At 43.6% G+C, this 13706-nt stretch carries 9 protein-coding genes; 7 read left to right on the top strand and 2 right to left on the bottom strand.

Translation table 11 applies throughout. The features are described from left to right. Positions 1–7: 7 nt before the first annotated feature. Together J7I42_RS25750 and J7I42_RS25745 are read right to left on the bottom strand one after the other, a co-directional pair. On the bottom strand, positions 8–391 hold the full coding sequence (locus J7I42_RS25750) for an OST5 family protein (protein WP_209141758.1): 384 nt from the start codon (positions 389–391) through the stop codon (positions 8–10). Positions 392–566: 175 nt separating this feature from the next. After that, a complete protein-coding gene (locus J7I42_RS25745; RefSeq protein ID WP_209141757.1) occupies positions 567–1313 on the bottom strand; it encodes a hypothetical protein in 747 nt (248 codons plus the stop codon). A gap of 222 nt (positions 1314–1535) precedes the next feature. On the opposite strand from J7I42_RS25745, the gene J7I42_RS25740 reads away from it, so the two are divergent. The 7 genes from J7I42_RS25740 to J7I42_RS25710 all read left to right on the top strand — a co-directional run bounded on the left by J7I42_RS25740 (position 1536) and on the right by J7I42_RS25710 (position 13418). Next, positions 1536–3920, top strand: coding sequence for an ABC transporter permease (locus J7I42_RS25740; RefSeq protein WP_209141756.1), 2385 nt, complete (start codon positions 1536–1538; stop codon positions 3918–3920). 118 nt (positions 3921–4038) lie between these two features. Beyond that, a complete protein-coding gene (locus J7I42_RS25735; RefSeq protein WP_209141755.1) occupies positions 4039–4587 on the top strand; it encodes an RNA polymerase sigma factor in 549 nt (182 codons plus the stop codon). A gap of 107 nt (positions 4588–4694) precedes the next feature. Further along, positions 4695–5882 (top strand): FecR family protein, encoded by a 1188-nt coding sequence (locus J7I42_RS25730; RefSeq protein WP_209141754.1) that lies wholly within the window; start codon positions 4695–4697, stop codon positions 5880–5882. 112 nt (positions 5883–5994) lie between these two features. Next, positions 5995–9396 (top strand): SusC/RagA family TonB-linked outer membrane protein, encoded by a 3402-nt coding sequence (locus tag J7I42_RS25725; protein ID WP_209141753.1) that lies wholly within the window; start codon positions 5995–5997, stop codon positions 9394–9396. A gap of 25 nt (positions 9397–9421) precedes the next feature. Next, positions 9422–11053, top strand: a complete 1632-nt coding sequence (locus J7I42_RS25720; protein WP_209141752.1) for a RagB/SusD family nutrient uptake outer membrane protein — start codon at positions 9422–9424, stop codon at positions 11051–11053. Between the two features lie 17 nt (positions 11054–11070). Next, the gene (locus J7I42_RS25715; protein WP_209141751.1) at positions 11071–12195 is read left to right on the top strand and encodes a SusE domain-containing protein; all 1125 of its coding nucleotides are present in this window, start codon (positions 11071–11073) and stop codon (positions 12193–12195) included. Between the two features lie 62 nt (positions 12196–12257). Further along, complete coding sequence (locus J7I42_RS25710) at positions 12258–13418, top strand: glycoside hydrolase family 76 protein (protein ID WP_209141750.1); 1161 nt, start codon at positions 12258–12260, stop codon at positions 13416–13418. The last annotated feature ends 288 nt before the right edge of the window (positions 13419–13706 follow it).

The following is a 13706-nucleotide window of genomic DNA, read 5'->3' as shown; positions in this document are numbered from 1 at the left end:
ATTATAGTTAATCAATTGGGTGTTTTTCTTCCTCCAGAATATGCATAACCACGTCTACCAACTGTTGTATTTCAGCCATTTCTCCGGAAGAATCTTTGACCTGGTTTTTCAGCCGGTTCATTTTGGCATTAATAACCTGCATGATGCCTACAGTATACTTTAGTTTGGCCTGTAGTTTCTTCTCATCTTTCAGGTGCGTTTCAATAGCTGAAAAATTATTGACGCCTATTCCAATAAATATAGATGCAACAGCAGATATTATTATTTCAATGGCATTGTTGTGGGTTAGAAAGGTCAGAAAGATCACCAGACCTCCTATTAGTATAAAAAGAAAAACCCTTGGTTGCCTGAATGAACGCCAGATATGAGGAATGTCCGTTTTTAACATCATAACATTGAAAGACCGTATTCGGGTGTAATAATTTGGTGTTCAAGAGGTCTGGAATGCTATCAGTAAAAAACTGTGATATCCTGTTGTATAAAGGTATTTACTTCTTACAAGCTCACTAACTAATGCTTTGTTAATGACCCTGGCAGGTTGCTGATAAAAGCGGAAGGATGCGTAATTAATGGACCCTGATCAACTTATATTTTATATCGCCCAAACTTACTTCCAGGCAGGAATTGTCGGTGCTGTCGGTTTCCAGACAATTTAGTTTATGAATGGTTAAGGTATCCTGATCAAACTTAAACCCAAACTGCTCCATGTTTTTGGGATTTTGCCCCATATCGATCAGGTCCACTTCCATGCCTGGTCCCAGGTAATCATATACCACATCATAGACAGAATAGGTGCCGAGCCCTGTAATATGTCCGTCTTTCGAAAACTGAATGGTGGTCCCAATGGTATCCTTGTATTCGCCGCTGAAAAGGATATCTGCTAAAAAGTTTTCATTGGTTTTGATGAAAGTTTGTTTACCAACTTTCAATTTATTGGCAGATATGATCTGGATGTCATAAGCCAGGTGGCTTACGGTGTCATTCTCTTTGTGAAAAAACTGAAACGAATTATCTTTTTTTACAATCACCATGTCAGGTCCCCCCTCATGAAGGTTTGAAGCCATAGAAGCGGGCTGTAGTGTGCTGGCCGGGATAAAAAGGCAGCAGTTAGCCGAAGCGTGCTGGCTTTCCAGGGGTGATCTGGTGTGTTCTATTTTTTTTACATATGTTTCATTTAACCAAAAACCTGCAAACGGCACAACGGTGTCCGGTGTTTTTAAATTTGAGACAATATGGTCATCGGGCTTTCTGTTGGCTGAATGGCATGCAAATAAAAAGACACTGATCAAAAGAATAACGGATAGTCTAGTCATGGGTTGTTAAGCATTTTTCCGGGAGCACAAAATAGGATACTTGTTAGCGATTTGCAAGTATGTGTTGTTATTAGTATTTTTTATAACATACCCTGTTCGGCAATGAACGGAAAACTGTTCATTTTCGCACACTTTTCAACAGCCTGCTTTCCAAACCATTCGTTCAGAAAGGATTTCACAGTTGGCACAACCGTTGAGCTAGTTTGGCCTTACTTATAGCGTATGTTTAAAAATTATCTAGTAGTAGCCTGGCGCAATCTTGTAAAGGGAAGGATACATTCAGCGATCAATATCCTTGGTTTATGTATCGGTATGTCGGTTGCCATGCTGATCGGCCTATGGCTGCATAATGAACTTTCTTATGATAAGAATTTTAAACACTACGATCGCATTGCACAGGTCATTCAAAATTTGACCAACAACGGCGAAACACAGACGTGGTGGAATGTTCCCTATCCTTTAGCCGATGAATTGCGCACCAATTATGGAAGCGATTTCAAGCACGTTGTTATGGCGGTGAATGTGAATCAGCACCTGGTCACGATTGGTGATAAAAAAATTAAACAGCGGGGCGGCTTTTTTGAAAAGGAAATGCCGGAAATGTTTACACTGGACCTGCTGAAAGGCAGCCGTTTTGCACTTCATGATCCCAATGCGGTGCTTATTTCTGCTTCTGCGGCCAGGGCCTTTTTCGGGAGCGAAGACCCTATGAACAAGATCATTAAAATTGATCAGAAACCGGTGGTAAAAGTGGCAGGTGTTTATGAAGACTTTCCGCTGAACTCCAGTTTTGCCAAACTCAACTTTATTGCAAGCTGGGACTTCTGGTACAATAGCAACAATAAATTAAGGGACATGGAGGACCCCTGGCGGCCTAACTTCACCAGCCTTTATGTTCAATTAAATGAAAACGCATCCATTCAGTCTGTTAATGCAAGGATCAGGGATGCGAAAATGAAGAGGCTAAACCCCGAGTTGCAAAAGAAGAAACCTGCCCTGTTCCTTATGCCTATGCGTAAGTGGCATTTGTATTCCGAGTTTAAAAACGGGATCAACACGGGGGGCGACATTCAATATGTGTGGCTGTTTGGTACCATTGGGCTATTTGTGCTGTTGCTTGCCTGTATCAATTTTATGAACCTCAGTACTGCCCAAAGTGAAAAACGCGCCAAAGAAGTGGGGGTAAGAAAAACAATGGGTTCACCCAGAAAACAATTGATGTTTCAGTTTTTCTGTGAGTCATTGATAACGGTAGCCATGGCCTTGCTTATTTCTCTGGTAGTTGTATGGCTTGCCCTGCCATTTTTCAATACGATCATTGAAAAGGAGATAAAAATCCCCTGGGTTAATGTTTACTTCTGGGTAGTGAGTCTTGTATTTCTCTTGTTTACTGCGATCATTGCAGGAAGTTATCCGGCTTTGTATTTATCATCCTTTAAACCGGTAAAAGTTTTAAAGGGAACGTTCAGGACTGGCCGTTTTGCGACAATCCCGCGGAAAGCGTTGGTGGTGGTGCAGTTCAGTATTTCGGTAACGCTTATCATTGCAACGATCGCTGTGTACAAACAAATACAGTTTGCCAAGAACCGGCCTGTTGGTTATTCACGGGTAAATCTCATTAACATCCCGACCACCGGGTCTGGAATTCATGATCATTTTAATACGGTAAAAGAAGAACTGTTGCAAACAGGAGTTGTTGCATCTGTTACAGAATCGGCGAGTCCAACAACAGGTATAAACAATACCACCAGTGGTTTTAGCTGGCCGGGAAAAGATCCCGATCTGTCTATTGATTTCGGGGTGATAACGGCTTCCTTTGAATATGGTAAAACAGTTGGGTGGAATCTAAAGGAGGGACGTGATTTTTCGAAAGAATTTTCAACAGACACCACTGCTGTTATCCTGAATGAAGCAGCGGTCCGTTTTATGGATCTGAAAAACCCGGTTGGTAAAACCGTAACGTGGTTTGGTCAGTCATTGACTGTAATTGGAGTGGTCGAAAATATGGTGATAGAATCTCCTTATAGCGACATAAAACCCATTATTTACACCTACCTGAATTATCCAGGCGATATGAATATTGTCAAACTCAATCCAGCTGTGAGTGCGAAAGACGCCATAAGCAAATTGGAACCTATCTATAAGCGACTTAATCCCGATCAGCCTTTTGAATACAGTTTTATAGATACTGACTATGCCAAAAAGTTCAATGATGAAGAACGCATAGGAAAACTGGCGGGGATCTTTGCGGGACTGGCCATTCTTATCTCTTGTCTTGGATTATTTGGGTTAACCTCTTTCGTGGCTGAACAACGAAAGAAGGAAGTGGGGGTCAGGAAAGTGTTAGGCGCTACTGTATTTAATTTATGGAACTTATTATCTAAAGAGTTTCTGGCGCTGGTACTTATTTCCTTCCTGGTATCACTGCCCCTGTCGTGGTATTTTACGCATAACTGGTTGCAAAATTTTAGTTATCGTACGGCTTTATCATGGTGGGTGTTTGCGGCAGCAGGAATAGGCGCCTTGTTGATCACACTTGTTACTGTAAGTTTTCAGACATTAAAAGCAGCTATTGCAAACCCGGTAAAGAGCTTGAGGACCGAGTGATATACTGCTGAATAATTTTAGCATTATAGAAACCTTCAAATTCAACGATTTGAAGGTTTTTAAATTTTTATTCTACTTTTGAATGCTGCTTATATGAATAATTAACGATTTGCTAAATATGAAGGAGACTTCTGATAACGATTTGCTTATGCGCATAAGTGAGGGTGACCGACACGCGTTTCGTGAGTTGTATCAGCGCTATACTCCTGTGCTTTACCCATTTATCAAAAGTGTATGTAATAATGATGCGTTGTGTGAAGACATTGTACAGGAAGTATTTATTAAACTATGGGATAACCGGTCAAATGCGTCAAACATAAAGCAGGTTAAGCCCTATTTGTTTAAGGCTGCAAAGAACAGGTTCCTGAATGAACTTCGAAAACAGAAAAACGAACGAACTGTTATAAATAATCGCCTCTACAACGAAATTGATCCCGAAACACCAGAACAGCAATTAACCTTTAAAGAAGGCATGCGCTTGGGAAACGAAGCCCTGTCCAGACTCTCGCCCAAAAGAAGACTCATTGTTGAAATGAGTACACGGGAAGAGTTGAGCCTGGATGAGATCTCGTCCCGGGTTGGTTCTTCAAAAAATGTGGTGAAGAAGCTGCTTTATCAGGGATTGGCCATGATGAAAAAGTACGAGATCATAAAATATTTCAAATAACCATCCCCGCCGCATTCCCCCTTCAACATTCATCTTTCAATCTTCAATCTTAAAAAATTTTTTAAGCGAGGGGTCCTTTTGCCCGCCTTGTGTGTCTTACCCACGATATGGACCAAAAGACATTTGAGGATTTTCTTAAGAAAGTAGCTCAGCAAACACATTCCCCTTCAGAATTAACCGACTTTCTTACCTGGCTGCAGACGCTGCCCCAGGAGGAGGCTGCTATAGCCCTGGACAGGTATGAACAATCGTTCCCTGGCGGAGGGGAAGTTGATAAAGAAGCTCTCAGGCGTATAGAAGCCGGGATTGAAGAACGAATAAATACAGCACCTGCTGTTCGTACCATTCCGCCTAGACGCACCCCTGTTGTCTTTTATCTGAAAATTGCCGCCATGTTCGTGGTGGTAGCATCTCTGGTGTTTTTATTCCTTTATCAAAACCGTTTTAAGAATGTTGAGAAGATATCTGGTCATCAGGCAACTGCAGCCATTGTTCCTGGTACTAACCAGGCTGTGCTGAAATTAAACGGGGGGAGATCCATTCTGCTCGAAACGGTGGCGGATGGCGTTATTACAATGAATGATAAGGCCACCGGTTTTGAGAAAAAGAACGGTTTACTGCTGGCAAAGGGCAACGAACCATCAATCGCTGATGCTGATGAGTTAAACGTGCTGGAAACCCCCAAAGGAGGACAATATCAGTTAGCCTTGCCCGATGGCACCAGGGTATGGTTGAATGCATCAACCCGATTGTTCTTCCCCTCCGTGTTTAAGGCCGATGAAAGAAAGGTAAGACTATTAGGCGAGGCTTATTTTGAAGTGAAACACGATCCCGCTCATCCCTTTATCGTTGAAACAGGTACGGGAGCCTTCTTACGTGTACTGGGAACGAGCTTTAATGTAAGCGCCTACGAGGACGATGCAAAGGAAACAACCACGTTGTTAACCGGAAGTTTGCAGGTAACCCGTAATCAATCGCAGGTATTGTTAAAACCCGGGCAACATGCTGTCGTAAATACAGAAAAAATTGTGGACGTGCAGGAGGTAGAAACCAGTTATGCGGTGGCCTGGAAAGAAGGGTATTTTATGTTTAACCGGGAACCGATCAAAGAAGTAATGAATAAAATAGTACGCTGGTATGATGTAGAGGTGGTGTACCAGGGACCGGTTACTGATACCCGTTTTTGGGGTACGGTATCAAGGTTTTCCAGCGTAGACGATGTACTAAAGATGCTGGAGGCTACGGGGCGGGTCCATTTCACCATTGAAGGAAGAAAGATCTATGTAACCAAATAAATAAGTCATATGAAAATTAAAGGGCCGGAGTGCTGCGAACACCCTCGGCCCTGTTTCTAACTATTTTTCAATCAAGTGTTTCCTTAACTCAATTAAAAAACTATGTAAATCTATGATTTTAAATTCAGGTATAGAGCCTGTACCAACCAAAATTAAAAGCCTGCCCAAACTACTTATTCCTGTGAAGCTGCTCTTCTTCCTGTTGTTTACCATGCTGCAGGTAAATGCCAATAGCTTTGCCCAGGTTATCTCGCTCAAAGGCCGCAACATTCCTGTCGAGCGCATTTTTCTGGAGATCAGAAAACAGGCCGGATTAGCCGTTTTATGCGAAAGCGATGTACTGGAAAGTATTAAACCTCTAACAGTAAATTTCAACAAAACCCCGGTTGCCGATGTCCTGGCTTTTTGCCTTAAGCAAACGCCGTTTACATATCAACTGGAGAAAAACAGTATTGTGATCAAGGCAATTACCCGGCCTGAACAAATGACTGATAGGGAGGTCATGCAGCAACGGATCACGGGCATGGTTACAGATGAACAGGGAAAACCATTGCAAGGGGTAAACGTGCGTACCAATAATGACAGAGGGACCATTACCGCGGCGGATGGAAGTTTCAGCCTGTCGGTTTCGCCTGATGTAACCAGCCTTACCTTTAGCTATATCGGTTACCAGACAAGGACCGTTACATTGACCGGGCAAACCACGTTTGCTATAACCTTGAACAAAATGCCCGACAATCTGAATGAGGTGGTGATAATTGGTTATGGAACGAAAAGAAAGGTTGACCTGGTAGGCGCTGTTGACCGGATAAAGGCGGCGCAAATTGAAGAACGGCCTGTAGGCAATGTGATGCAGGCGCTGCAGGGCTTATCACCCAGTCTGGTTATTCAGCAACGCAATATGAACCCGAATAACAATTCGATGAACATCAACCTGCGTGGCATCAGTACTATTAGCAATAACTCACCCTTACTGGTGATCGATGGAGTGATCAGTAATGATGTTAGCGACATGAATAACCTCAACCCCAACGATATTGAAGAGATCTCCATTTTAAAGGATGCTGGTAGCGCTGCCATTTATGGATCACGCTCTGCCAACGGGGTTATTCTCATTTCCACAAAAAAAGGGAAGGAGGGCATGAAGCCTGTTGTCAGCTTCAGTGCCCTGGTGGGTTCTCAAAACCCGCAGATCCTGATCAAGCCTTTGAAAGGTTATCAGAACGCGCTGCTTCGCAATGATTCCTATATTAATTCAGGCGCTGATCCCATTTACTCACCCGAGCAAATCCGTAAGCTGGCTACGGGCGACAGCGAATATTACCTGAAAGGCATTTTAAAAAATGCGCTGCAGCAAAATTATGATCTTAGTATACAGGGCGGATCGGCGAATACCAGTTATATGATCTCGCTGGGGTACTACGATCAGCAAAGCAATTTTAAGGGGCCCGGTTACGGATTGAAACGTTATAACCTTCGCTCGAATGTTACCACTACAGTGGGCCGGTTAAAACTGGCCACCATACTTTGGTATAACAGAAGTGAAGGAAATGCTTACCAGGGCGATGAAGGGTTCCTGATCGCTGATGCCTCGCGTCTGCCTGTATATAATACCTATGTCTTAAAAGACAGTAGTGGTAAGTATTATAATAATGATGTGCTTACTGGTGGAAATCCTTTGGCCGCGCTGGAACATGGTGGGTACACAAAAACCACCAATGATAATTTCCAGGGAAGCCTGAATGGTGAACTCAAACTGTTCGATGGATTAAAAGCAAAAGGGTTGGTAGGCCTGGATGTTCGGCCGGAAAACCGGTTGATCAGACGGTTTTACTGGCCGGTGTACAGCTTGTCGGGCGGAGAAACACCCGTTAATCAAAATGCTTCGAAAGATTATCATATAGAGGATTACAACGGTAATTCTACACTGCTGAATGTTCAGGCCATGCTTGAATACAATAAGACGATTGCCGGCTTTCACAATATTTCTGCCCTGGCAGGTTTTTCGAATGAATCGTATAGACAGAAACGTCAGGAAATAAGAAAGAGATATGTTGACCCGGTCCTGGCCATTCCTATTGACGGTACCATCATTGATCCCGATAGTTATAACACAGTTGGGGGTACTACGGAAAGAAGTATCTATTCCTATTTTGGAAGGGTTGGCTATGCTTTTGCCGATAAGTACTATGCAGAAGGAAGCTTCCGCTACGATGGGTCTTCCAAATTTGCCCGGAACAACCGCTGGGGCTTTTTCCCTTCGGTATCGCTGGGATGGCGTATTTCCAATGAGCATTTTTTAGATTTCTGGAAAAACAATATCGGCGATCTGAAGATCCGTGGTACCTATGGCAGACTGGGTAACCAGAACGTAGACGATTATCAAACGTTTACCACGTACGATGTCTATATCAATCAATATGGATTTAACAATGTGGGAGTACCCGGAACGGGTTATACATTTGGTAATCCCGAATTAAAATGGGAAACTACCAGTTCTTATAATCTGGGCGCAGATGCCACCTTTTTGAAAGGAAGCCTGAAAGTAGGGTTCGACTATTTTCATAAAACAACGGAAGGTATTCTGCTTGAACCCCAAACACCGATGGTACTGGGTGGGGCAGTACCCAAGGCCAACCTGGGCGAAATGAAAAACCAGGGCTGGGAAATAACCATTGATTATTCCCTGCATCATAACGACTTCACTCATACGTTCGGACTTAATATAGCTGATTCATGGAATGAGGTGACCAAATTCGAAGGAAATGAACAGATCAGCAAAGCAGACGAAATTGAACGCATCATTCGCGTAGGGTTACCACTGTACAGCTATTACGGTTATAAAACTGATGGTCTTTTCCAAAATGATGACGATGTTAAAAGTTCCGCATTGCCTGTTGGGGTATCGCCCAAACCAGGAGATGTAAAATATAAAGACCGAAATGGCGATGGTATTATCAATGATAATGACCGGTATGTATTAGGGCATGCGTTTCCACGGCTTACATTCGGGTTCAACTATTTGGTTCAATGGAAAGGACTTGAGTTAAGTATGTTGTGGCAGGGTGTTGGAAAACGCGACATGGCGTTGAGAGGAGAGACCATTGAACCCTTTCATGGCGGCTATTCATTTGTGATGTTCGAGCACCAGCTCGATTACTGGACGCCTGCCAACCCCGATGCCCGTTGGCCAAGACTAACCGCTCCGGGCACTGCTTCTACTATTAATAATTATGGTAAAGGGTCCGACTTTAACGTCTTTAATGGTGCTTATGCCCGATTGAAGAACATCCGGCTTGGGTACACGCTGCCCAAAAGCCTCACAACAAAATATGGCATCAATATGCTTAACTTTTTTGTGAACGGGCAAAACCTGTTGACGTTCAGTAAAATTGATTTTGTTGACCCCGAGTCTACCGAGTTTGGAAACGACATGAAAGCAAGCGGCGCCAACAGTGCCCGTAATTATCCACGACTTATATATATAGGAGGAGGGGTACATGTTGAATTTTAAAGCACATCAATTCAAACCAGGAATTATGAAAATGAAGTTTGCAGAAATGGTCCTTCTTACTATGCTGTTGATGGCAATGTTGCTGACCGGGTGTGTGAAGCTGGATGTGGTCCCTACTAACAAGTTCACTGATGAAACATACTGGACTACAGAAGATAAGGCCAATTCGGTTTTGAACATGGCCTACAACCAGCTGTTTACAAACGATTATTTCATGTTAAATGAAATTTTAAGCGATAACGTTTACAATGGTTATGGAACTACCAACGAGAAAGTGATTGCGCTGGGGTTGGCAGATGCCTCCAATGCACGCTTTGCCAGTGAATGGAAGTTTTGTTATGGAGGTATAAAGACCTGTCATACGTTCCTGGCCAATATCGATAGGGTAACTACCATGAGCGCGGCGCTAAAGGAAAAAAGAAAAGCCGAAATACGTTTTATTCGGGCAAGTCTTTTTCTGGAGCTGACAACATGGTATGGCGATGTTCCCCATTTTACAGAGGACCTCAAGCTCACTGAATCAAAAGCAGTGGTGCGAAAATCACAGGGGGAGATCATGGCCTGGATTCACCAGGAGCTGGATGAAGTGGCGGCAGTTTTACCCAAACGCGAAGAGTACGCAGCGGCAGACAATGGAAGGATAACCAATGGAGCCGCCGTTGCACTGAATGCCCGCGCGTATCTGTTTGAAAATAACTGGGGCAAAGTGGCGGAATATTGCGATAAATTGATCAACAGCACTACCTATGGAACCTATACTTTGTTTCCCAACTATGAGCAATTATTCTGGGTAAAAAATGAATACAACCCTGAAATTATTTTAAGCCGTCAGTATGTACCGGTAAACAAAACATGGGGAAACCTGGTTGACTATGCGCCGCTTTCGGCCAATGCCCGCCTTTGCCTGGCAGCACCTACACAGGAACTGGTGAATACTTATCTGATGAAAAATGGTAAGAAGTGGACTACAGCTGATCCTGACTATACAGACCGCGATCCACGCATGGGTGCAACCATTGTGTACGACGGTTCTACATGGGTCGACAGGACCGGTAACGCTTATCCTATAGTCATTCACCCTGATGGAAAGACCCCAGCTAATAAAATATCAGATAAATATACCGGCGAAGGGACTGCACAAACATCAACAGGTTATTACTACCGTAAGTTCTGCGATCCTGATCCCGCATCTTATACTGGTGGCAGCTGGGAATCGAACCTGAACCTGCCTTTGATCCGTTTTGCCGATGTATTGCTGATGTATGCCGAAGCAAAGAACGAACTGAATGAAATGAATAGTACTGTTTGGGAGCAAACGATAAAGAAATTACGGCAACGAGCTGGCTTCGATAACACGCCTGAAGCAATGGACCTGCCTGGCACCGATCAGGTTGTCTTACGCGAAGTGATCCGCAATGAACGGCGCGTGGAGCTGGCACTGGAAGGGGTACGCATATTTGATATCCGCCGCTGGAAAACAGCAGAATCGGTACTGACACAGGAACGGCATGGCGCGAAATTCGATAAAAGCAGCGGCAGTTATGATTATATAAAGATCCCTGCCGGAAGCTTTAACCGCAATCGCGATTATCTCTGGGCCATTCCAAGAGCAGAACGATTGCTTAATTCAAATCTCACTCAAAACCCCGGTTACTAATTATTAATCAGCACAAAATGAAAATAAATATATCATCAATAGCTTTCTTTATCCTGTTATTGGCAGCCGCTGCCGGATGCAAGAAGGATAACAAATTCAAAGAAGTTACCGTAACTGAAGTAAGCACCCTGTATTCCCCTGACGATGGACGTAATATAGTGCTCCAATCTGCAGGCTCAGCCTCGCTGTATTTTGAATGGGAAAAGGCGGTAGCTGAAGATAATGGCGTAGTATATTATGATGTATTATTTGATAAGCCAGATGGCGATTTTTCCCATCCTGTATTTGTAGTGGCCGCCGATAACAACGGTACCAGCACGGGCGCGAGTATTACACATAAAATATTGAACAATATCGGTAAACTGGCCGGTATAGCCTCTGCGGAAGAAGGAAAACTGAAATGGACGATAGCTTCTTCGCGGGGATTGTCACAGGTGATCTCTCAGAAGGTTCGTACCATAAACATTACCAGGACAAATGGCATTGATGCACCCGACGTACTGTTTCTTACGGGCGAGGGTACGGAGGGCGGTACTACTTTAACGCAGGCATTAACGATGAAGGCGCTGCCAGGTGGAAACGAGTTTGAGATCTATACCAAACTAATTGCCGGTAAAAAATATGCTTTTGTTGATTCAAAGACCAACGTCTTCAGAACATTCTCGGTTAATGCGAATGGTACCAGCTTCAAAGAATCAACAGATGGCGCCACGGTTGCCAAAGACGGGATCTATAAGATCAAAATGGATTTTAGTACGTCATCCATTACCATCTCAGAGATCACCAAACTGGACTTTTTCATGTGCACACCTCAAAAGCGGGAAACACTTACCTACCAGGGCAAAGGCGTTTGGCGGGTGAATGACATCGTTCCTGACTTTACAGCGAGTTGGGGCAGCGACGACCGGTATTTCTTCTGGATAACCATTGGTGGAACAGAGCAAAAACTGGGCAGTTCCAATAAAGACAACCAGCCACCGACAACTACAACCGGCTCCTTCTTTTACTTGAACTTCTATGCCACAGATAAAAATCAATGGGATTATTCGTTCAAATTCCCGAACAGGTCAGTGAAGAAATGCAGCATCACTGTTTCATTCAGCTCAGATGCTACTAACTATTCCCATGAAATAATATACTAATGAACAATAAGAGTAATAGCAGGTATGGCCTTCTGCTCAGGTATTCAATAAAAAAATTGCAAATGCATAAAATCTTGCTCATTGCCGGCGCAGCACTCATACTTGCATGCGGCAAAATAAAAGACGTATATAACGATAGCAGTATAAAATATAATATCGACTGGACTACCGCTGCGGATAGCAGCAGCACCAGCTTCGTTAATGTGTATTGGAATACTACCAAACATCATTTTAATAACGACAATTTTGGCGCGGTAAATCAATTTGATTACTGGCCGGAAGCACACGGGCTGGATGTGTTGGTAGACGCTTATAAGCGTACCGGGAACGCGCTGTATAAAGACCGCATTAATGACTTTTACGAAGGGGTAAAAGCAAAGAATGGCGGCAGCTTCTATAACAATTACTATGACGATATGGGTTGGCATGGCATGGCGCACCTGCGCGCCTTTGAAGCCACCGGTGATGCTCGTTATGAGGCGTCAGCAAAGCAATTATGGCAATGGATCATTGCTGGGTGGAATGATAGTGACGGGGGCGGAGTGCCCTGGAATCATGAAAATACGGATGCCGGGCGCAGTAAAGGCATTCCCGCCAATGGACCCGCGGCCATTATAGCTGCACGCAGATGGCAGAAATATGGCACAGCAGAAGTAATAGGCGGGCTCAATGATCTTCAATGGCTCGATAAAATTTATAACTGGATGAAAGAGCACCGCGTGGTACAGCAATCGGGCCGGGTATATGAAAAATTGAATGATACCAAGGGCGATTGGACCTACAATGCAGGTACCTACATGGGAGCGGCGCTGGAATATTATAACATTACAGGTAATAAGGTGTACTTAAATGATGCTATTAAAACGGCAGATTGGACAACCAGCACCCTGATCAATGCTAATAACAAAGTACTAAGCGATTGGGCAGAACAACAGGACCATGACGTTAACCTGTTTAAAGGCATTTTTGTTCGCTACCTGACTTTACTGATCAGGCATAAAGACCTGCCTGAAACAAACAGAAAACGATATGTTTATTTTTTAAAGAACAGCGCCCAGATCTTATGGACAGCAGGCGCTGCTAAAAGTCCGGTTGTTTTATTCGGTTACCATTGGTGGCAGGCGCCCACCGAATCAAAGGTTGCTTTGCGCACCCAGTTAAGCGCCTGTATGTTGATGGAGTCGTTGGCATTACTGAAAGCGGAAGGATTTATAGAGCAATAAGATCATGAGAACTCCCCATAAGCCCCGACGATACCGTTGGGGCTTTTTTTTTATGTCGTTCACGGCAAATAGATGAGCCAGAAGAGAACAGCTGTTGTATCATTATCGAACAAATGCTGCCAGTAAAATGGTATAAATTTTTGAGTATTAGGACCTGTCTTGAATAAAAAAAGAGGCTACCAATTTTTGATAGCCTCATTTTTGTGTCCCTTAAGATACAGATTTCAAACTTTTTTCTATCGGATTTGAAACTTTTGGCCAATACGATTGCATAGCCAGTTTAGGAAT

It is taken from the genome of Niastella soli, from assembly GCF_017742245.1.
In the GTDB taxonomy this organism is placed as follows: domain Bacteria; phylum Bacteroidota; class Bacteroidia; order Chitinophagales; family Chitinophagaceae; genus Niastella; species Niastella soli.
Note: the sequence above shows the minus strand (reverse complement) of the source record. Positions and strands in the feature narration are given on the sequence as shown.